16 protein-coding genes are annotated in these 20,460 nt (G+C 62.9%); 12 read left to right on the top strand and 4 right to left on the bottom strand.

All coding sequences use genetic code 11. From position 1 onward, the window contains the following. From ACQ4WZ_RS16615 to ACQ4WZ_RS16580, 8 genes are all read left to right on the top strand, one after another. Complete coding sequence (locus tag ACQ4WZ_RS16615) at nucleotides 1–756, top strand: ABC transporter ATP-binding protein (protein WP_101482843.1); 756 nt, start codon at nucleotides 1–3, stop codon at nucleotides 754–756. Beyond that, on the top strand, nucleotides 753–1,496 hold the full coding sequence (locus tag ACQ4WZ_RS16610; RefSeq protein WP_101482842.1) for an ABC transporter ATP-binding protein: 744 nt from the start codon (nucleotides 753–755) through the stop codon (nucleotides 1,494–1,496). The genes ACQ4WZ_RS16615 and ACQ4WZ_RS16610 overlap by 4 nt, the downstream gene beginning before the upstream one ends. Before the next feature lie 91 nt (nucleotides 1,497–1,587). Further along, the gene (gene paaY / locus ACQ4WZ_RS16605) at nucleotides 1,588–2,202 is read left to right on the top strand and encodes a phenylacetic acid degradation protein PaaY (RefSeq protein WP_101482841.1); all 615 of its coding nucleotides are present in this window, start codon (nucleotides 1,588–1,590) and stop codon (nucleotides 2,200–2,202) included. Between the two features lie 95 nt (nucleotides 2,203–2,297). Then, nucleotides 2,298–4,349 (top strand): phenylacetic acid degradation bifunctional protein PaaZ, encoded by a 2,052-nt coding sequence (paaZ, locus tag ACQ4WZ_RS16600; RefSeq protein ID WP_101482840.1) that lies wholly within the window; start codon nucleotides 2,298–2,300, stop codon nucleotides 4,347–4,349. Nucleotides 4,350–4,427: 78 nt separating this feature from the next. Further along, on the top strand, nucleotides 4,428–5,903 hold the full coding sequence (iaaH, locus tag ACQ4WZ_RS16595) for an indoleacetamide hydrolase (RefSeq protein WP_436573995.1): 1,476 nt from the start codon (nucleotides 4,428–4,430) through the stop codon (nucleotides 5,901–5,903). A 360-nt stretch (nucleotides 5,904–6,263) separates the two neighbouring features. Further along, a complete protein-coding gene (locus ACQ4WZ_RS16590) occupies nucleotides 6,264–7,526 on the top strand; it encodes a hypothetical protein (RefSeq protein ID WP_436573994.1) in 1,263 nt (420 codons plus the stop codon). Nucleotides 7,527–7,536: 10 nt separating this feature from the next. Further along, complete coding sequence (locus ACQ4WZ_RS16585; RefSeq protein WP_101482837.1) at nucleotides 7,537–7,944, top strand: type 2 periplasmic-binding domain-containing protein; 408 nt, start codon at nucleotides 7,537–7,539, stop codon at nucleotides 7,942–7,944. Between the two features lie 62 nt (nucleotides 7,945–8,006). Beyond that, nucleotides 8,007–9,587 carry a methyl-accepting chemotaxis protein gene (locus ACQ4WZ_RS16580; RefSeq protein WP_133989258.1) on the top strand — a complete coding sequence of 527 codons (1,581 nt, stop codon included), beginning with the start codon at nucleotides 8,007–8,009 and terminating at the stop codon, nucleotides 9,585–9,587. Here ACQ4WZ_RS16580 and ACQ4WZ_RS16575 read toward each other — a convergent pair. Further along, nucleotides 9,584–10,807, bottom strand: coding sequence for a M24 family metallopeptidase (locus ACQ4WZ_RS16575; RefSeq protein WP_436573993.1), 1,224 nt, complete (start codon nucleotides 10,805–10,807; stop codon nucleotides 9,584–9,586). The genes ACQ4WZ_RS16580 and ACQ4WZ_RS16575 overlap by 4 nt on opposite strands. 499 nt (nucleotides 10,808–11,306) lie before the next feature. After that, nucleotides 11,307–12,704: an argininosuccinate lyase gene (gene argH, locus ACQ4WZ_RS16570; protein ID WP_101482834.1), complete on the bottom strand. Its 1,398-nt coding sequence runs from the start codon at nucleotides 12,702–12,704 to the stop codon at nucleotides 11,307–11,309. 274 nt (nucleotides 12,705–12,978) lie between these two features. On the opposite strand from argH, the gene ACQ4WZ_RS16565 reads away from it, so the two are divergent. Further along, nucleotides 12,979–13,176 carry a hypothetical protein gene (locus tag ACQ4WZ_RS16565; protein WP_101482833.1) on the top strand — a complete coding sequence of 66 codons (198 nt, stop codon included), beginning with the start codon at nucleotides 12,979–12,981 and terminating at the stop codon, nucleotides 13,174–13,176. 165 nt (nucleotides 13,177–13,341) lie between these two features. Beyond that, nucleotides 13,342–13,767: a GNAT family N-acetyltransferase gene (locus tag ACQ4WZ_RS16560; RefSeq protein ID WP_133989260.1), complete on the top strand. Its 426-nt coding sequence runs from the start codon at nucleotides 13,342–13,344 to the stop codon at nucleotides 13,765–13,767. A gap of 62 nt (nucleotides 13,768–13,829) precedes the next feature. Here ACQ4WZ_RS16560 and ACQ4WZ_RS16555 read toward each other — a convergent pair whose 3' ends face one another. Next, on the bottom strand, nucleotides 13,830–15,218 hold the full coding sequence (locus ACQ4WZ_RS16555) for a YfcC family protein (protein WP_101482831.1): 1,389 nt from the start codon (nucleotides 15,216–15,218) through the stop codon (nucleotides 13,830–13,832). A 4-nt stretch (nucleotides 15,219–15,222) separates the two neighbouring features. Then, complete coding sequence (locus ACQ4WZ_RS16550) at nucleotides 15,223–16,359, bottom strand: succinylglutamate desuccinylase/aspartoacylase family protein (RefSeq protein WP_101484733.1); 1,137 nt, start codon at nucleotides 16,357–16,359, stop codon at nucleotides 15,223–15,225. A 202-nt stretch (nucleotides 16,360–16,561) separates the two neighbouring features. Here ACQ4WZ_RS16550 and ACQ4WZ_RS16545 point away from each other — a divergent pair, with 202 nt between their 5' ends. Next, nucleotides 16,562–17,551 carry a MurR/RpiR family transcriptional regulator gene (locus ACQ4WZ_RS16545; protein ID WP_133989261.1) on the top strand — a complete coding sequence of 330 codons (990 nt, stop codon included), beginning with the start codon at nucleotides 16,562–16,564 and terminating at the stop codon, nucleotides 17,549–17,551. Between the two features lie 44 nt (nucleotides 17,552–17,595). Then, a complete protein-coding gene (locus ACQ4WZ_RS16540; RefSeq protein ID WP_133989262.1) occupies nucleotides 17,596–20,385 on the top strand; it encodes a TonB-dependent receptor in 2,790 nt (929 codons plus the stop codon). The last annotated feature ends 75 nt before the right edge of the window (nucleotides 20,386–20,460 follow it).

The raw sequence follows: 20,460 nt of genomic DNA, 5'->3' as shown, positions 1-20,460 counted from the left end.
ATGCTGACGATTAATAGTCTGAGCAAGAGCTTTGGCGGCGTGCACGCGGTGCAGGACGTGAGCTTCACCGTCAAGGAAGGCAATATCCACTCCGTGATCGGGCCGAATGGCGCCGGCAAGACGACCTTGTTCAATTTGATTACGGGCGTGTACACGCCGACCAAGGGCGAGATTTTGCTGAATGGCGAGAACGTGGCTGCCATGCCGCCCGATGCGCTGGCGCGGCGCGGCATGAGCCGCACCTTCCAGAATCTGCAGGTGTGCATGAACATGACGGCCATAGCCAATGTGATGGTGGGCGCGCACCTGCGCTTGAACCAGAACCTGTTCGCTTCCATGCTGCGTTTGCCGTCCGTACGCCGTGCCGATGCGGTATGCCGCGACGAGGCGGCGGGCCTGATGGAGTTTGTCGGCGTGGGCCGGCATATTGACGACGAGGCGGGTCAGATGTCGTATGGCGCATTAAAGCGCCTGGAAATCGCCCGCGCACTGGCGGCCAAGCCGAAGGTGCTGCTGCTCGATGAACCGGCCGCTGGCCTGAACCATACGGAGACGGGCGAGATCGAAGCCTTGATACGCAAGGTGGCGCAATCGGGCGTGACGGTGGTGCTGGTCGAGCATGACATGAAACTGGTGATGAACCTGTCGGACCATATCCTGGTGCTCGACTATGGCAAGAAGCTGGCCGAAGGGACCGCCGCCGAAGTGCGCGCCAATCCCGATGTGGTGGCGGCGTATCTGGGAGTGGCTGCATGAAGTACGAAAAAAATCAGGAAAAACATCAGACGCCGCTGGTGCTCGATATCAAGGGCTTGACCAGCCACTATGGCCGCATTCAGGCCCTGCACGGCATCGACCTGCAGGTGCGCCAAGGGCAACTGGTGGCGCTGGTGGGCGCGAATGGCGCCGGCAAGACGACCCTGCTGCGGGCGATTTCCGGCGTGCAGCCGATCAGCGCCGGCAGCATCGCCTTCGCCGGTCAGGACGTCAGCCGCATGAGCGCCGACAGGCGCGTGCGCGCCGGCATTTGCCAAGTGCCGGAAGGGCGGCAAGTGTTCGGCCCCATGACGGTGGAAGACAATCTGCGCCTGGGCGCTTTTACACGCCCCGCACAGGACGTGGCGGGTGACATGGAGCGCATGTATGGCCTGTTCCCGATTTTGAAGGAAAAGCGGCTGCTGCTGGCCGGGACCTTATCGGGCGGGCAGCAGCAGATGCTGGCCATGGCGCGCGCACTGATGGGCCGTCCACAACTGCTGTTGCTCGACGAACCGAGCATGGGCCTGGCACCCTTGCTGATCGCGGAAATCTTCCGCATCGTGGCCGAACTGCGCGACCAGGGCATCACCATCTTCCTCGTCGAGCAGAACGCGCACGCCGCCCTGTCGATCGCCGACGTGGGCTATGTGATCGAGACGGGCGCCATCACGCTGTCCGGTCCCGGTCCCGAGTTACTGCTTAACGAGCAGGTACAAAGCGCCTACTTGGGTATGTGAAGACGTAGGTCGGATTAGCGGGGGCGCCGAGCCGCTTGCGCGTAATCCGACATCAGCCGCTACGGCCGGCAATAATGTTTTGGAGAGCAACATGGTCAAAGTCTACGAAATCAACGGCGTCACCCCCGTCGTCCACCCCAGCGCCTATGTGCACCCGTCGGCTGTACTGATTGGCGACGTGATCGTCGGGCCGCGCTGCTACATCGGCCCGCTGGCCTCGATCCGCGGCGACTTCGGTCGCCTGATCCTGGAAGAGGGCGCGAATCTGCAGGACACCTGCGTCATGCACGGCTTCCCCGGCTGCGACACGGTAGTCGAAGTCGACGGACATATCGGTCACGGCGCCGTGCTGCACGGCTGCCGCATCGGCCGCAACGCGCTGGTCGGCATGAACGCCGTGGTGATGGATAACGCCATCATTGGCGAGGAATCCATCGTCGCCGCCATGAGTTTCGTCAAGGCGGGCATGATCGTTGCGCCGCGCAGCATGGTGGTCGGCACGCCAGCCAAGGTGATACGGTCGCTCACCGACGATGAAATCAAATGGAAGAGTTCGGGCACGGGCCAGTACCACGAACTGGCCGTACGCTCGATGCAGACGATGCGCGAAGTGGAAGCCCTGACGGAAGTCGAGGCGAACCGCCAGCGTCTCAATTTCGAATCCGCATTGCCGCTGCACTTGCACAAGAACGCCGCAGCGCAATAAACAATATGGGCGTAGGTCGGATTAGCGGGGCAGCGCCCAGCGTAATCCGACACCACACCAACGTCACCAACACCCTCGTTTTACGGAGAAACCACATGGCTCAAATATCCACCCTGCAAAGCCTGATCGCCGGCCGCTGGCTGGGCGAAAGCGCCGCCGTGCCCCTGCACAGCGCCTTGAACAACCGCGTCATCTATCACACGCATGCCGAGAAGATCGACTTCGACGAAGCCGTCACGTATGCCCGCAAGACGGGCGTGCCGGGCCTGATGGCGCTGGACTTCCAGCAGCGCGCCGCGCGCCTGAAGGCGCTGGCCCTGTACCTGGTCGAGCGCAAGGAAGAGCTGTATGCGATCTCGCACCTGTCGGGCGCCACGCGCGCAGATAGCTGGGTCGATATCGAAGGCGGCACGGGCACGCTGTTCGCCTACGCCAGCATGGGCAGCAACGAGCTGCCGTCGTCGAACGTGCTGCATGAAGGCCCGGCCATCGCGCTGGGCAAGAAGGGCGGTTTCGCCGGCACGCACATCCTGGTGCCGCGCGGCGGCCTGGCCGTGCACATCAACGCCTTCAACTTCCCCATCTGGGGTCTGCTGGAAAAATTTGCGCCGAGTTTTCTCGCCGCCATGCCCTGCATCGCCAAGCCGGCCACGGCGACGAGCTATCTGACGCAAGCCGTCGTGCGCATGATGCATGAATCTGGCTTGCTGCCGGCTGGCAGCCTGCAACTGGTGATCGGCTCCACGGGCGACTTGCTGGACCGCCTGAATGGACAGGACTTCGTCACGTTTACGGGATCGGCCGCCACGGCCGCCAAGCTGCGCACCAATCCTAACCTGATCGCCCAGTCCGTGCCCTTCAACGGCGAAGCCGATTCGCTCAACTGCGCCATCCTGGCGCCAGACGTCACGCCCGACGACGTGGAATTCGACCTGTTCGTCAAGGAAGTCGTACGCGAAATGACGGGCAAGTCGGGCCAGAAGTGCACGGCGATTCGCCGCATCATCGTGCCCGAGCACCTGATGGACGCCGTCGGCACGCGCCTGCGCGAGCGCCTGGCCAAGGTGGTGGTGGGCGACCCGTCCATCGAAGGCGTGCGCATGGGCGCGCTGGCATCGAAAGAACAGCAGAACGACGTGGCGGAACGGGTCGCCACGCTGTCGCAAGGGAACGAAGTGGTGTTCGGCGCGGCCGACGGCTTCAGTCCCCTGGGTGATGGGGCACAGGATGGCAGCTTCTTCTCGCCGACCCTGCTGCTGTGCCGCGACGCTTTCGGCAACGATGCCGTGCATGACGTGGAAGCGTTCGGCCCCGTGAGCACCATGATGGGCTACAAGGATATCGACGAGGCGCTGGCCCTGGCCGCGCGCGGCAAGGGCAGCCTGGTGAGTACCCTGGTGACGCGCGATCCGAAGATCGCTGCGCGCGTGGTGCCGCACGTGGCGGCCACGCATGGCCGCGTGCATGTGCTCGAGCGCGTGGCCTCCGTCGATTCGACGGGCCATGGCTCGCCCTTGCCGCAACTGAAGCACGGCGGCCCAGGCCGCGCGGGCGGCGGCGAGGAACTGGGCGGCGTGCGCGCCGTGCGCCATTACCTGCAACGGGCGGCCGTGCAAGGCTCGCCGACCATGCTGGCGGCGATCACCGGTGAATACGTGCGCGGCGCGGATGTCAACGAAAGCCCGATCCACCCGTTCCGCAAGCACTTCGAGGACCTGAAGACGGGCGACTCGCTGCTCACGCACCGCCGCACCGTCAGCGAAGCGGACATCGTCGCCTTCGGCGGCATCTCGGGCGATTTCTTCTACATGCACTTCGACGAAATCGCTGCAAAGGAATCGCAGTTCGGCAAGCGTATCGCCCACGGCTACTTCGTGCTGTCGGCCGCCGCTGGCCTGTTCGTCTCGCCTGGCGTCGGCCCCGTGCTGGCCAATTATGGCCTGGATAATTTGCGTTTTGTCGCGCCCGTCGCCATCGGCGACACCATCCGCGCCCGCCTGACCTGCAAGCGCAAGGTCGACCGTAACCGCAAGGACGTGTTTGGCGTGGGCCAGGGCGTGGTCGCTTGGGACGTGCAGGTGACCAACCAGAATGAGGAACTGGTGGCCAGCTACGACATCTTGACCCTGGTCTCCAAGCGCGAGTAAGCCACGTTGGCAGGACAGGTTTGACCGGCGCCGCCTGCGATGTACGCTAGGGCGGCGCATTTTTTTTGGAGATACATCATGAGCAAGGCAGACGATCAACCTTCCATCGCCGTGCAGGCGCAATTGGCCCTGAGCGCCAGCGATGCCGTTGCCGCCATCGCCAATGGCAGCCTGGGCGCCGTCGACTACATGCATACCCTGCTGGCGCAGGCCCGTGCGCAAGCCGGCTTGAACAGCCTGATCACGGTCAATGCGGCGTCCGCGCTGGACGCCGCCGCGCAGGTCGATGCGGCGCGCGCGGCGGGCCATGCCTTGCCGCCGCTGGCCGGCTTGCCCATCGTTGTAAAAGACAATATCGACGCGCGCGGCATGCCGACGACCGCCGGCACGCCGGCCTTGCGCGACTGGCATCCGGCCGTGAACGCGCCCAGCGTGCAGCGCCTGCTGGACGCTGGCGCCATTATCCTGGGCAAGGCGAACATGCATGAACTGGCGTTTGGCGCCACCAGCACGAATTTTTCCAGTTTCGCCGGCCACGTGAAAAACCCGTATGACACCGCGCGCATCCCCGGTGGCTCTTCCGGCGGCACGGCGGCGGCGATCGCCGCGCGCATCGCGCCGGCAGGCCTGGGCACGGATACGGGCGGCTCCACGCGGGTGCCGGCCGCCTTGTGCGGCATCGTTGGCTTGCGCCCGTCCGTGGGCGATGGCGGCATACAGCGCCGCTACGATTCCAGCGGCACGGTCCCCATCAGCCACACGCGCGACACGGTGGGCCCGATGGCGCGCACGGTGGCCGACGTGGCTCTGCTCGACAGCGTGCTGTCCGGCCTTCCCGTGCCATCGCCGGAGCCGCTGGCCGGTTTGCGTTTCGGCGTGCCGGCCGCTTTCTGGCAGCCGCTGGACGCCGACGTGGCGGCCGTGATGGCGCAAGCCAGGGAGACGCTGGCGCAGGCGGGCGTGGTGCTGGTCGATATCGGCATGGAAGACGTGATGGCGGTGAACGGCAAGGTGTCGTTCCCGCTGGCGCTGCATGAGCCGCGCCAGGCGATTCCCGCCTACCTGGCCGCCAGCGGCGCGCAAATCACGCTGGACGATATCGCCGCGCAAGTGGCCAGCCCCGATGTGCGGCACGCGTTTGGCGCCATCCTGGGCGACGCGTTTGGTGCCGCGTATCCCGATGCCGTGCAGGTGCAGCGGCCCCGTTTGCAGGCGCTGTACCGCGACTATTTTGCGCGCCACCGCCTGGATGCCATTTTTTTTCCGACAACGCCCGTGTGCGCCGTGGCCATTGATGGCGTGCAGGGTTCGTCGGTCATCGCGGTGGCGGACGGTGCGCCTGGCGACGCGTTTACTACCCTGATCCGCAATACGGACCCGGCCAGCAACGCGGGCCTTCCCGGTTTGTCCCTGCCTGCGGGTGTGACGGCTGCAGGTTTACCGGTGGGGATGGAGGTCGACGGACCGCTGGCCAGCGACAGCCGTTTGCTGGCCATCGGCCTGTCATTGGAGGCGCTGTTCGGCCCCTTGCCGGCGCCGCCGGCGTGCGCTTGACGGCCTGAGAAGCACACTGGCACGCTTGGCAGGGCGCCAGGACTTTGTACCGGCTGAACTATCCATAAGTGTATGAAAAGTCTGGCGAAAGTGTGGTTTTGCACGGCGTGCTATTTAGATAAACCCCTCTAGAAGGCGTGCTTTTTTCATGAAAACGGGCGAATTCGCTCATTGCCTCAAGAAAACTTTCCAACGTAAAACCTTTTCTCTGTAGCATGGTTTTACTCACTGGTCACGCTGCCATGCACGCCCTAGGCGATGGCGGCGCGAAAAAACGGACCCGGCCTTTTACGGCCGGTGAGCCGTCGATCTCGAGTCCACTCCACGATTAATGTTCACCGCTACGGGTATTTGATTACTATGAATAAACACGTCCTGATTTTCCTGTTGGCCATGCCCCTGGCCATCAGCCACGCCTACGCCGACGAGGCCAGTGGTCCCACCGTCAAGATCAGCGGTTACGGCACGGCCGCGCTGACCATGGCCGATACGGACAAGGCGCAGTTTGCGCGTCCGAACCAGGCTGCCGGCGCGGGCCGCACTGCCCGCACGGGCGTCGATTCCAACCTGGGTCTGCAGGCCAATGTCACCGTCAATCCTTGGCTCTCGGCCACCGTGCAGGGACTGGCGCGCAAGGATGGCGAGGATGATTTCGGCGCTGAACTGGCGTGGGCCTTCGCCAAGGCCAAGGTGTCGGACAGCTTCAGTGTGCGCGTTGGCCGCATGGGTCTGCCCGTCTTCATGATTTCCGATTACCGTAACGTGGGCTATACCAACACCATGCTGCGCCCACCGGGCGAAATGTATTCGCAGGTGCCCCTGAACAGCATCGACGGCATCGACGGCACCTACCAGTTCAGCGCGGGCGACACCAGCATCACTACGCAGTTGGCGCTGGGCCGTACCAAGGCGACCCTGGCGACAGGGCCCGATTCGACCGTGCAGGTGGAAGGCAAGTCCATCGTCGCCCTCAACGTAGTGGCCGAACATGGCCCCGTTACTGTGCGTTTCGGCCGTGCCGAGACCAAGCTGACGATCAACGATTCGCCCAGCCTGAATACCTTGATGGGCAGCTTGCGCGCGGCCGGTCGTGGTTATCGGATCTCCCAGTTGGGCGCCCTGGCCGATGCGCTGGAAGTCAAGGACAAGAAGGCGTCATTTACCTCCGTGGGCCTGGGCCTGGACTGGAACAATGTCCTGGTGCAGTCCGAATATGCGAAGCGCAAGACGGACAGCTATGTCAGCGACAGCACCTCGTGGTACGTGATGGGAGGCTACCGCATCGGTGCCTTCCTTCCGTATTACAGCCACGCCAGCCTGAAGGCCGATGGCCGCGTGAGCAACACCGTGCCGGCCGCCTGCCCTGCCGGTTATCCTGCCGCCTGCACGCCGACCTTGCGCGCCCTGTCGGCAGGCGTCGACGCGCTGGCCACTATGCGCAATCAGCTGGAGCAATCGACGGACAGCATCGGTGTGCGCTGGGACTTCCACCGTTCGGCTGCGCTGAAAGTGCAGATCGACCGCATCAAGCCGAAGAATGGCCCAGGTCTCTTCGTGCAAGCCAAGCCTGGCTTCCATGGCCCAGTCACGGTGGCTGCCGCCGCCATCGATTTCGTTTTTTAAGGAGCGCCGCATGAAACCATTTATTGTGAATGTGGCTGCCTTGCTGGCGCTGTCGGTTGCCGTTCCTGCCATGGCTGAAGTAGTCGTTGTGGTCAATTCGAAGAGTGCTGCCGGTGCGATGACGAATGAACAGGTGGCACAATTCTTTCTCGGAAAATCGACAGCCATGACGCCGATCGATCAGCCGGAAAGCGCCCCTGTGCGCGCCGAGTTCTACAAGAAGGTGACGGACAAGGAGCCGTCGCAGGCGAAGGCCCTTTGGTCCAAGCTGGTGTTCACGGGCAAGGCGACTTTGCCAAAGGAAGTGGCCAATAGCGCTGACGTGAAGAAGGCCGTGGCGGCCGATCCGAAAGCTATCGGCTATATCGAAAAGAGTGCCGTCGACGGCACCGTGAAAGTTGTGCTGACGGCGCCATAAAGCCCGCTCGGGCCGCACGCCATGCGGCGGCCCGATAATTCATCAAAAATCAGGAGACAGCAATGAGCATCAAACGCAAGATATGGGCGCTGCCTGTCATCTCGGCCGTGATTTTCGGGCTGGGGCTGGCTGTCAGCGCCTATCTGTCCACGGCCACGCTCAATTCCATCCACGCCACCGAGAGCGCCGACTATCCCGTGCTCGACATGGCCAAGTCGCTGACCCTGGACGTGGCTGCCGTCGGCGACGCCCTGCGCGATGCCGTCAGCGAAGGCGACAAGGAGCGTATCGGGCAAGTCGGCGGCCAGGCGGTCAAGCTGCGTGCCAAGCTGGCCGACTTTGCGGCGATCCCCGGGCAGCGCGAGCAGGGCCAGCGCCTGGCAAAGGAATTCGATGCCTATTATGCGCCGGCACTGAGCGCGGCGCGCATCATGCTGGAAATGGAAGAGGGTGACCCGCAAGCGACCGTGGCGCGCATGCAGGGTGCGCTGGCCGTGCTCAATACGGACCTGGCGAAGACCAATGAGCAGGCGCAGACGCAGTTCAAACAGGGCATCGAACGCAGCGCGGCCAATGTGCGCAATGCCCTCAATACCAGCATTGCCGTGGCGCTGGCCGTCATCGTCTGCCTGGTGGCCGTGTCACATTTCGTCGTGCGTGCCATCTGGCAGCAGCTCGGCGGCGAGCCTGAATATGCGCGCCAGATCGCACGCGCCGTGGCCGACGGCGACCTCTCGATGCAGATCGTGACCGAGGCGGGCGACCAGGCCAGCCTGCTGGCGGCGCTGAAGGAGATGCGCGGCCGGCTGGCCGGCATGGTGTCCGGTATCAAGGCATCGGCCGAAACCATCCAGGTGGCCAGCGCGGAAATCGCCCAGGGCAACGCGGATCTGGCCGCGCGTACGGAGTCGCAGGCGGGCAGCCTGGACCAGACGGCGCGCAGCATGGACAGCCTCACAAGTACTGTGCGCGACAACGCCGCCAATGCGGGGCAGGCGCATGAACTGGTCGTGTCGGCATCCGTGGTGGCGGTCAAAGGCGGGCAGGTAGTCAGCCAGGTGGTTACCACCATGGGTGAGATCAACGATTCATCCAGGCGCATCGTCGACATCATCGGCGTCATCGACGGCATCGCCTTCCAGACGAATATCCTGGCCTTGAATGCGGCCGTGGAAGCGGCTCGCGCGGGAGAGCAGGGGCGCGGCTTTGCCGTGGTGGCATCTGAGGTGCGCAACCTGGCGCAGCGCAGTGCGGCAGCAGCGCGCGAGATCAAGCAATTGATCGGCGATTCGGTGGCAAAGGTGAATGTCGGTTCGAAACTGGTCGACGAGGCTGGGCTGACCATGGGGCAGATCGTCGATTCCGTGAAAAAAGTGGCCGACATCATGGCCGAGATCAGTGCCGCCAGCCAGGCGCAAAGCGCCGGCATCGGCGACATCGGCGTGGCCATCGGCAGCATGGATCAGATGACGCAGCAAAATTCCGCGCTGGTGGAAGAAGCGTCGGCGGCCGCCGAATCGCTGCAGGAACAGGCCGTGCAACTGGGCACGGCGCTGGCCGTGTTCAAGCTGACACAGGGCAGCCTGGCGCCGATCGCTACCGTGCCGGCGGCACGGCGGCTGGCGTTGACGAAGGCGGCTTAAGTCCGCAAGCCGAACGGATCGTCGATGCTGTGTGCCGGTTCGGTGAACCAGCGCGGACCGTTTTCCGTCATGTAGAAATGGTCTTCGTGGCGGATGCCGAATTCGCCGGGGATGCAGATCATCGGCTCGTTCGAGAAGCACATGCCCACGTCGAGCGGCGTCGTGTCATTGCCCACCAGGTAAGGCCATTCGTGGATATCGAGGCCGATGCCGTGGCCCGTGCGGTGCGGCAGTCCCGGCAGCTTGTAGCCTGGGCCAAAGCCGTCGGCCTCCAGCGAGACGCGCGCGGCGCGGTCCACGTCGCCGCAGGGCACGCCCAGCCGGGCGGCGGCGAATGCCGCTGCCTGCGCCGCCTTTTCGCTGTTCCACACGCTGCGCTGGCGTTCGCTGATGGCGCCAAACACATAGGTGCGCGTGATGTCGGAGATGTAATTCATTACCTGGCAACCCGTGTCGATCAGTACCGTGTCGCCTGCCTTCAGTGTCTGCACGTAGTTTACGCCATGCGGATAGGCCGTCGCTTCGCCGAACAGCACGATGCAAAAATACGAGCGGGGTGCTCCCACCTTGCGGTGCGCGCGCTGGATGAATTCTTCCACTTCCACCGTCGTGATGCCTTCGTACAGCATGCTGGCCGTGGCCACGTGCACGGCCAGGGTCATGTCCATCACGCGCTGCATCAGGGCGATTTCGGCCTGTGACTTGCGGCTGCGGCAGTACGCGGTGACGGCACGCGCATTTTCCAGCGCGTAGCCGGGTGCCAGCGGCCGGATGCCGTCATAGATGAAGAAGGCGGCGCTTTCGCAGATGCCCACGCGCGGCGGCGCGTCCGCATCCTGGGCAATCCCCATGCGCGCCAGTACGTCGACGAACAGCTGGTACGGGCTCTCGTGCTCTTCCCAGCAATTGACCATGCCCTCGATGAGCATGAAGCCTTGCAAGGTGCTTTCCTCGAAGGCGGGAGCGATGTATTCGATCTCGCCGCTGGCCGGCAGGATGGCGCCCACCATGCGTTCGCTGGCATACCATTTGGTGCCCGTGAAGTAGGTGAGGTTGGCGCCCGCGTTCAGGTAGATCGCGGCGATGCCCTGCTCGCGCATGAATGCTTGCGCCTTGGCGATGCGTTGCGCGTGTTCGTCCTTGCCGATGGCAACCATGCCGCCCGTCATGTCCGACAGCGATGCCAATGCCTGTTCGATGGAAGTGCCACCTATGCTCATGCCTGCTCCTTTGCTCGATGCTGATTTGGAATGCGGGCATGATATCAGTTCGCGCCTTTCTGCTGGAGCCAGGGCGCGCCGCCGGCGGCATCGGGCGGGGGCAGCACGAGGTCGTGCGGATAATGAAATGCCAGTCCGCATAGTGCTGTTTGCGGCGCTGAACTGGTCGGGCACACCCTCGACCAGTTCATCGAGATTTTTCGGATAGCCGGACGCGCCCAGCGACAGCTTGATGCGTCTATTGTCCCAAGCGCGCTTGTAGGCATCGACGGCTACAGGTATCTCGATCAGGGCGCTGCGTAATTCCTGCTCCTTCGCCCTTTGGCGTGTCAGCTGTGCCATCGGCACGGCTACCGTGGGTGTGTATCCGCCCAGCTGACCTTGCTGCTGGAAGCGTCGCAGACGGACGCCGCCTTTTCCGTGTTGTCGACAATCCTCGCGCAATGAAAAACGCCCCGCTGCAGCGATGCAGCGGGGCGCTTGTGCGCGCAAGCGCGGTTTATTTTTCCAGCTGCGTGCGCACGCGGGCGATCGCGGCGCGCACCTGGCGCGGCGCAGTGCCGCCCACGTGGTCGCGCGCGGCGACGGAGCCTTCCAGGGTCAGCACTTCAAACACGTCTTCACCCGTCAGCGGGGAAAACGCACGCAGCTGCTCCAGCGACAGGTCGGCCAGGTCGCAACCGGCATCGACGCAGGCGCGCACGGCCAGGGCAACCGCTTCATGGGCGTCGCGGAACGGCAGGCCCTTCTTGACCAGGTAGTCGGCCAGGTCGGTCGCAGTGGCATAACCCTGCAGGGCTGCCGCGCGCATCGCTTCCGGTTTCACCGTGATGCCACCGGCCATGTCGGCGAAGATGCGCAGCGTGTCGATGACGGTATCGACGGTATCGAACAGCGGTTCCTTGTCTTCCTGGTTATCCTTGTTATAGGCCAGCGGCTGGCCTTTCATCAGGGTCAGCAAGCCGATCAGGTGGCCATACACACGGCCTGTCTTGCCACGCGCCAGTTCCGGCACGTCCGGGTTCTTCTTTTGCGGCATGATCGACGAGCCGGTGCAGAAGCGGTCGGCGATGTCGATGAAGCCGATGCGTGGACTCATCCAGATCACCAGTTCCTCGGCCATGCGCGACACGTGCATCATCAGCACGGAGGCAGCGGCGCAGAATTCGATGGCGAAATCACGGTCCGACACTGCGTCGAGCGAATTGTGGCAGACGTCGTCGAAGCCCAGCGTCTTGGCGACGCGAAGGCGGTCGATGGGGAAGGTGGTGCCGGCCAGGGCGGCTGCGCCCAGCGGCAGGCGGTTGACGCGCTTGCGGCAATCGGCCATGCGTTCGGCATCGCGGCCGAACATCTCGACATACGCCAGCATGTGGTGGCCGAAGGTAATCGGCTGGGCCACCTGCATGTGGGTAAAGCCCGGCATGATGGTGTCGGCATGCTGCTCTGCCAGGTCCGTCAGTGCGCTGCGGAACGTCGCCAACAGGGTGGTGATGTCGTCGATGGCAGAACGTACGTACAGGCGGATATCGGTGGCCACCTGGTCGTTGCGCGAACGGCCCGTGTGCAATCGCTTGCCCGCATCGCCTACCAGTTCGGTCAGGCGCTTTTCAATATTCAGGTGGACATCTTCCAGGTCCAGCAGCCATTCGAACTGGCCAGCGGCGATTTCCTGCGAGATTTGCGCCATGCCGCGCTGGATTTCCGCGTAGTCGGCCGCGCTGATGATGGCTTGCGCATGCAGCATTTCCGCATGGGCCAGCGAACCTTCGATGTCGAACAGCGCCAGGCGCTTATCAAAAAATACAGAAGCTGTGTAGCGCTTGACGAGGTCCGAGACCGGTTCGGAAAACCGGGCCGACCAGGCTTCGCCCTTTTTGGAGAATTGATCAGTCATGAAAGAAGTCCTTTAGTGTAGGGCGATTATAAACAAGGTTGGCCTGCGGTAGTGCTTTTAGGGGCTTGCAGGGCGCTGAAATGGCCAGTAATGGGGCTGGCAAGCATCAAATGCCACGGTACGGGCGCTGTTGCGCGTTCCATCCGGGCTTTTTGTATTCTGTCCCGCAAATCGTGCGTTTTGTCGCAATCCGATGGCAGTTCAGCGGTGATCGGCCTACAGTTCAATCATCGCAGGACAAACAGCAACACCCCTCAACCTCAAGGAAAATATCGTGAACATCGCTAAAAACATGGAAGCCATCTTCGTTGCCATCGTCGCCATCGCCGCCGCCACCAGTCTGGCCACCGCCGCCGTGCCGAAGTTCCGCGCTGCGCCAGCCACCATCCACGCCAGCGCCGATCAAGCCACCATGCACACCGTGTATGTCAGCGCCAAGCGCCTGAGCGCAGAAGAAAAAGCCGCCCTGTAAGAGTGGCGATGCAATGCAGCTAGTACGAAAAATATCAGTAGCACACAGCAGTACCGTACATGGACAGTCAGAACGGGCGTCGCCCCCCCGGTTCTTTCCAGCCCAGGTGACAGCAGCAGAAAAAAGACCGATGATCGTGTTTTCAACGATAGCAAGGCCTGCACAATGTCAGCTTTGATGATCAGTACCGACAAGGCGGAACTTGACGTTCCGGCCATCCACCATTTTCTCAGCACGCAATCGACATGGGCCATCGGCATCCCGCTGGCTACCGTACAGCGCGCCATCGACCGTTCGCTGTGTTTCGGCGGCACGCTTGACGGCCGCCAGGTGGCGTTTGCCCGCGTGGTCAGCGACTACGCCACGTTTGCCTATCTGGTCGACGTGTATGTACTGGAAGAGTACCGCGGCCGCGGCTACAGCAAGCGCCTGATGGACGCCGTGATGGCACATCCCGACTTGCAGGGCTTGCGCCGTTTCATGCTGGCCACCAGCACGGCGCATACGCTGTACGCGCGTTACGGTTTTACGGCGCCGCTGCGCCCGGAAACGCTGATGGAACGCTATGTGCCGGACATCTACCAGCGTTGATTGATTACCTTGAGCGTCGGGCGCAAAAAAGCCACGGCGACTGTGCATCGCCGTGGCTTTCTTTACTGCCAGTGCATCAGGCAGGGGGGAATCAATAGCAGCAGCGCGAGCACCAGATAGATCAGCTGCAACGGGATCATCCACTTGGCCCAGGTAATCCACGGCACGCGCGCCAGCGCCAGCACGCCGACGGTGATGCCTGAGGTGGGAATCATCGGCGTGGTGAATTCGCCGAACTGGAAGGCAAGAATGGCCGTCTGGCGCGTCACGCCCACCAGGTCGGCCAGCGGCGCCATGATGGGCATGGTCAGCGCGGCCTGGCCGCTGCCGGAATGGATGAAGAAATTGATTACCGACTGCATGAAGAACATCTTTTGCGCTGCAAAGACTGGGCTTGACGACGCCACCAGGGGCGTGAGCGCATGCAGCATGGTGTCGATGATCTGCGCATCGCGCGCCAGGATCATGGTGCCGCGCGCCAGCGCGATGACCAGCGCCACGCTCACCATGTCGCGCGCGCCCTGCACGAAAGACGCCACCAGGCTGTCCATGTCGAGCCGGCCGACCAGACCGACGACGATGGCCATCACCAGGAACAGGGCGGCGATTTCATCGATGAACCAGTCGTACTTGACGACGCCGACGACCATCGTCAGCAAGGTCGCCATGAAAATCCACAGCACGGCACGGTGCGTGCGCGTCATGCCGGCAAAGCTGTCCAGGTCCATCGAGTGTTCGCTGCGCTTTTCGATGTCGAGCAGATAGGTCGGGCTTTTTTCCGGATGGCGCTTGATGCGCGCCGCGTACCACATCAAAAACACGATGCTGACCGCCGTGGCGATGGCCCACACGATCAGGCGGTAGCCGATGCCGGAAAAGATCGGCACGCCGGCGATACCCTGCGCGATGCCGACATTGAACGGGTTCAGGAAGGCGGCGGAAAAGCCCACCTGCGAGCCGATGAAGGGAATCGATACGCCCGTGATGGTGTCATAGCCCAGGGCCAGGGCAAGCGGCACGAAGATCAGGATGAAGGGAATCGCTTCCTCGTTCATGCCGAAGGTGGCGCCACCCAGTGAAAACATGGTGAAGAAGACGGGAATGATGGCCGCGCGCACGAAGCGCGAACTGGTATGCGCCTTGGCGATGGCCTTGATCAGCGAATCGAAGGCTTCCGTCTTTTGCAGCACGGCGAAGGCGCCGCCGACGATCAGCACGAAGCCGATGATCAGGCTGGCGTCGACGAAGCCCTTGATGGGCGCCATCATCAGCGCAGCCAGTCCCTGCGGCTTGTTGTCCACGTAGTGAAACGTGCCGGGGATGATCAGCTGCTTGCCGTTGACCAGTTGCGTATCGAATTTCCCGCCCGGCACCAGCCATGTCGCCAGGGCGATCATGGCCAGGATGCCGCACAGCAGGACGAAGGTGTTGGGGAGCTTGAATTTTCTCATGGCGTCATTGGCTCAGCAGGCTGCCGCCGCGGAAGGCGATGGCGCCGGCGACCTTGCCGACGTTCATGCCGCGCAGGACGTGGCGGTGGGCGCTGCGCGCAAAGAAGACACCGGCGACCGTGCAACGCAAGGTCGTCGTCTCGCCGCTGACGGGATCGATCAAGTCGGCTATTGCATCGCCGGCGGCCAGCACATCGCCCATTTCGCGCAGATACACCAGTACGCCGTGGTGCGGCGCGAGGATCGGCTCCACGCCGGCCAGCGGCGTTGGTTCGCATTGCGGTGCGGGCAGGTCGTCGCCGGCGCCGGCTATCTCCAGCACGCCCTCGATGGCAAGAAAGCGCAGCAAGGCAGTGGCATCGCGCTCTGCCAGGGCGTAGCTCACTTCCACTTCGCCGCGCAATTCGACGGTGGTCGACAGGCAGGCGGCGGGGATTGGATAGCGTCCCTGGAAGTGCGCGTCCAGATCCCACCACAGGCGGCTGCAGGCTTCGTCGAAAGGCTCTTCCCCGGCAGCCAGTTCCAGCAGCACGGCGCGCGCGCCCAGCAGTGCGGACAGGGGCGCGATCTGCGCCGCCAGCGGCGTGCCTGTATAGATGTGCAGTGCCGCTTCGTTATCGCAATGCAGGTCGAGCACGATGTCGGCATCGATTGCCATGCCCAGCAAGGTTTTTTTCAGTGTTTCCGCGTCCGTGCCCGGCCGCCAGGCGGCGACGGCGGCGCGCGCATGCTCGCGTATCAGCGCTACGTTGGCTTGCGCATCCTGTCCCAGCAGGCCATCGAGCGTGGTTTTCAATTCATCTGCCACGTGGCGGTAGGCGCGGTTGAAGTTGATGCCCGTGGTCAGGTCGAAGCGGCCAAACGGCGCGCCATGGATGGCTTGCGCCAGGCCGATGGGATTGGCGGCCGGCACCAGGATCACTTCGCCGTGGATCTTGCCCGCCGCCTCCAGCGCCAGAAGTTCGCGGCGCAGGAATTGCGATACCAGCATGCCCGGCACTTCGTCCGCGTGCAGCGCTGCCTGGATATACACCTTCTTGCCGCTGCGGCTGCCGGCCGCCGCCGTACCAAAGTGAAAGCTGCTCAACTGGCAAGATACGCTGGCGTGCGCGCTGGAGATGGGATGCTGTTGTACTTGCATGGTGAATTCGCCCCAAAACGGGGCGCGGTTGATGGATTTCGGTCGATTATGTAGCATTATTTTCACGAAGTAAATCAATGAAAATCCTTTTACAAATATTTGTTGAGTTTTCTTTTTGATATGAGTAGAGTAAGTTCCAACGACCCGTTTTCGCCTTTTTATCCTTCATCCGCCATGCACAAGAACACAGGCCGCCAGTGATATGAAATCATCCGCCAGTCCTGCCCGTAACAGCTCCCGCACGCCAGTGGCCGCCGTCCTGTCGTCGCCCGATGCCGCCTTCGCGCAATCGCCGCTGGGGCAAGCGCTGATGTACGTGCTGGCCAGCGGCTCGGCCTCGCAGCGGCAGATCGCCGATTACCTGCTGCGCAACCAAATGCGCGTGACGGCGCTGGGCATCGAGGAACTGGCCGATAGCTGCCAGGTATCGACGGCGACCATCAGCCGCTTTGCGCGCGACATCGGCCAGAAGAATTATTCGGCTATGCGCAGCGCCATGGCCGAAACCCTGCAATCGCTGTTGCAGCCAGTCGACAAATTGCGCCGCACGATAGAACGGCGTGCGCGCGCCACATCACCCATCACGGAAAGCCTGGAGTATGCGGCCGCGAACATCGCGGCCACGTCCGATGCCCTGTCGCCGCCGGCCATGCAGGCCGTGGTGCGGCGCCTGACGCGCGCCAAGGTAGTGTATGTGATGGGTTTTGGCTTGTCGGCCAACCTGGCGGGCATGCTGGTGCAGCATCTGCAGCCGTTTTGCCCGCATGTGGTGGAAGTGGTGGGCATCGGCGGTTCGGAAGTGGCGGCCGGACACCTGGTCAACCTGACGGGGCAAGACGTGCTGGTGGTGATCTCGTTCCCCCGCTACACGCTCGACTGCATCGGCCTGGCCAGCTTCGCGCGCGACCGCGGCGCCTGCATCGTGGCGCTCACCGACTCTCCAGCATCCCCCCTCGCCGAACTGGCCGATCACGCGCTGTATGCGCAAAGCACGCATCCTGTCCTGCCCAGCAGCGCCAGCACCGCGCTGGCCATGATCGAGGCGCTGGCCGTGGCGCTGATGGTATCGAACAAGAAGAACGTTGAAAAAGCGGCCCGCCTGAGCGAAGTCATTGCCGCCTATCTGTATGGCGGCGAGCATGGCGTGCCGGGGCCCCGGAAAGCAGTATCCAGGCAGCGCAAGGCAGTATAAAAATCATGACAAAAATCAGACATACACCATCGGGGAGAGATGCAATGCACATGAAAAGACAGGACGACCGTTCCATATTTCCACGCGAATCGGCGTTGGCGCAAGGCGTGCGTCTCGCGCTGGGCGCCTTGAGCGTGTCGGCTGCGCTGGGCATGCTGGCCAGCGCCGCGCAGGCGCAGGAACAGGATGGAGAGCCTGCGCCGAAAAAAATGCAGCGCGTGGAGATCACGGGGTCGGCCATCAAGCGCCTGGAATCGGAGACGGCGCTGCCGGTGCAGGTCATCACGCGCGCCGAGATCGAAAAGGCGGGCGTTACGACGGCGGCCGAGCTGATGGCGCGCGTGTCAGCCAACGTGGGCGGCCTGACCGACGGCGCCAGCATCAATGTGGGCGGCGACCAGCGCGGCTTCAACAGCGCCAACCTGCGCGGAGTGGGAACCTCATCGACCCTGGTGCTGCTCAATGGCCGGCGCATGGCGAACTTTGCCTCGCCGGGCGACGATGCCGGCGTGGACTTGAACAACATTCCCGCCGCCGCCCTGCAGCGCGTGGAAGTGCTGCTCGACGGCGCCTCGGCCCTGTACGGTACGGACGCCATCGGTGGCGTCATCAACTTTATTACGCGTAAGGATTACCAGGGCGTGGAGCTGAATGTCTACGGCAGCCGCACCGATGAAGGGGGCGCCGGCAAGCGCACGGCCAGTATCACGGCCGGCACGGGCGACCTGGCCACGGATGGCTACAATATCTTTGCTGTGGTCGACCTGCAAAAAACAGACCGCCTCAGCTCCTCGCAGCGCAAGTTCATTCCTAACCTGCAGGTTCCGCAGCGCCTGGGGCATTTGCTGTCAAGTTTTACAAGCCCGGCGAATATCCGCCTGTCGGGAGAGCAGCGTGACTATTTGCAGGACAATGGCTTTCTGCTCAATGGCAAGCCGATTACCAACCGACAGATCAATCTGTCGATACCGAACTGTTCGCCTCCGGCCAATCTGTACCTGCCGGCCGGAACGGGCGGCGTCGATGCCTGTACCTACGATTACATGGGCGACACGGAGCTGTACCCGAAGACGGACAAGCAGAACTTGCTCACGCGCGGCGTACTGAAGCTGAATAATGATCACCAGCTGTACGCGGAAGTGGCGCTGAGCCGCTCGCGCAGCTATTACGTGGGTTCGTCGGCGCGCGTGATCGGCTATCTCGATTACAGCAAGGTACCGCAACTGGCCAATACCGGCCTCGATAGCATCATCGACGAAGACGGCAATCCGACTGCGCGCGAATTGGAACTGCGCATGCGCCTTAATGAGGCGGGCATGCGCACCAGCCAGTTGACCAGCGAGAGCCAGCGTTTCGTGGTGGGCGCCAGCGGCACGCTCGCCGGCTGGGATTACGACGTGGGCTTCAATCACAGCGTCAACATCGTGAAGGACCGCGATACGCATGGTTATGTCCTGTACGACAAGCTATTGGAAGGCATCGCCTCCGGCGACATCAACCCGTTTGGCCCATCGAACGCGAAGGGCAGGGCGCTGCTCGACAGCATCCAGGTCAATGACGAAGTACGGCATGCGCGCGGCACCATGGATGCACTCGACTTCAAGGCATCGCGCGCGCTGATGGCGTTGGGTGGCGGCGACATGGCGCTGGCTGTGGGCGGCGAAGTGCGCCGCGAGCGCACCGAGTTCCGTCCATCGGCATTGCTGATGAGCGACAACATCAACAACGACGCGGCGCCCGAAGGCGGCGTGGCCACCAGCGACAGCCGCAAGGTGCAAGCCATCTACAGCGAATTGCTGCTGCCGTTTACCAAGCAGTGGCAGGCGCAGTTGTCTGGTCGTTACGACCATTACCAGCAGGTGGGCGGTGCCCTTAGTCCGAAGATCGGCCTGACCTACATGCCCAGCAAGCAGGTGCTGCTGCGCGCGTCGGCTGGCAAGGGCTTCCGCGCGCCGTCGATGTCGGACCTGCACCGGCCCACCGCCTACAGCAGTACGGCGACGCTACCGGATCCCGTGTATTGCGCGAGCGAGAACAATGATTACTCCGTCTGCGCCGATAATTGGGATACGCGCCGCTACAGCAACGATAAGCTGAAACCGGAGCGCAGCCGCCAGTTCACGGTCGGCCTGGTGCTGGAACCGAGCCACCACTGGACCTTCAGTGCCGACTACTGGAACATCAAGCGCACGGATCTGATCAGCGAAATCGGCGACGACATCATCCTGGGCAACCTGGCCAAATACGGCGATCTGGTGCACCGCAACAAGGACAATGAAATCGACTATATCGAGCTGCGCAAGGAAAACCGTGGCGCGCAGAAGGCTGCGGGCATCGATATCACGGCCGACCTGCATGGCGTAAAAACGGCCTGGGGACGTTTTGGCGGCCACCTGAGCGGCACCTATGTGCTCGATTCGAAAATCCAGACCAGCCCCGGAGACGATTTCATCAGCAACTTGAATAAATTCGTCACGGACGGCGTGGTGCAGCGCTGGCGCCATACGATCACCCTCGACTGGGACAACGGCCCGTATTCGGCCAGCCTGTCGAACACCTATTCGAGCGGCTACGATGACCAGAACTCGGCCATCAACACGGACGATGGCAGCGTGGTCAAGTCGAACCGGGTAAAGGCGTACACGCTGTGGGACATGTCGGGCGCGTATGCGGTCAGCAAGCAGTTCAAGCTGCGCGCGGGCATACAGAATCTGTTCAATACCAGCCCGCCGTACTCGAACCAGGCGTACTTCTTCCTGTCCGGCTATGATCCCAGCTATTCGGATCCGCGTGGCCGGCGCTTCTATGCCAGCGCCAATTACAGCTTCAAGTAAGCAGTTTTACATTGAAGCGTGGAGATACCGCAACAACGCTGTCATATGCAGCAAGTAATATCGTAGTTCGATGGA

Source organism: Janthinobacterium darwini (genome assembly GCF_051380905.1).
Taxonomy (GTDB): domain Bacteria; phylum Pseudomonadota; class Gammaproteobacteria; order Burkholderiales; family Burkholderiaceae_D; genus Janthinobacterium.
This window is presented reverse-complemented; position numbering and strand designations above follow the sequence as displayed.

Excerpts from the sequence above, each read along its gene's own strand:
- ACQ4WZ_RS16615 (WP_101482843.1), top strand. The coding sequence starts at position 1 with ATGCTGACGATTAATAGTCTGAGCAAGAGCTTTGGCGGCGTGCACGCG.
- ACQ4WZ_RS16610 (WP_101482842.1), top strand. The coding sequence starts at position 753 with ATGAAGTACGAAAAAAATCAGGAAAAACATCAGACGCCGCTGGTGCTC.
- paaY (WP_101482841.1), top strand. The coding sequence starts at position 1,588 with ATGGTCAAAGTCTACGAAATCAACGGCGTCACCCCCGTCGTCCACCCC.
- paaZ (WP_101482840.1), top strand. The coding sequence starts at position 2,298 with ATGGCTCAAATATCCACCCTGCAAAGCCTGATCGCCGGCCGCTGGCTG.
- iaaH (WP_436573995.1), top strand. The coding sequence starts at position 4,428 with ATGAGCAAGGCAGACGATCAACCTTCCATCGCCGTGCAGGCGCAATTG.
- ACQ4WZ_RS16590 (WP_436573994.1), top strand. The coding sequence starts at position 6,264 with ATGAATAAACACGTCCTGATTTTCCTGTTGGCCATGCCCCTGGCCATC.
- ACQ4WZ_RS16585 (WP_101482837.1), top strand. The coding sequence starts at position 7,537 with ATGAAACCATTTATTGTGAATGTGGCTGCCTTGCTGGCGCTGTCGGTT.
- ACQ4WZ_RS16580 (WP_133989258.1), top strand. The coding sequence starts at position 8,007 with ATGAGCATCAAACGCAAGATATGGGCGCTGCCTGTCATCTCGGCCGTG.
- ACQ4WZ_RS16575 (WP_436573993.1), bottom strand. The coding sequence starts at position 10,807 with ATGAGCATAGGTGGCACTTCCATCGAACAGGCATTGGCATCGCTGTCG.
- argH (WP_101482834.1), bottom strand. The coding sequence starts at position 12,704 with ATGACTGATCAATTCTCCAAAAAGGGCGAAGCCTGGTCGGCCCGGTTT.
- ACQ4WZ_RS16560 (WP_133989260.1), top strand. The coding sequence starts at position 13,342 with ATGTCAGCTTTGATGATCAGTACCGACAAGGCGGAACTTGACGTTCCG.
- ACQ4WZ_RS16555 (WP_101482831.1), bottom strand. The coding sequence starts at position 15,218 with ATGAGAAAATTCAAGCTCCCCAACACCTTCGTCCTGCTGTGCGGCATC.
- ACQ4WZ_RS16550 (WP_101484733.1), bottom strand. The coding sequence starts at position 16,359 with ATGCAAGTACAACAGCATCCCATCTCCAGCGCGCACGCCAGCGTATCT.
- ACQ4WZ_RS16545 (WP_133989261.1), top strand. The coding sequence starts at position 16,562 with ATGAAATCATCCGCCAGTCCTGCCCGTAACAGCTCCCGCACGCCAGTG.
- ACQ4WZ_RS16540 (WP_133989262.1), top strand. The coding sequence starts at position 17,596 with ATGCACATGAAAAGACAGGACGACCGTTCCATATTTCCACGCGAATCG.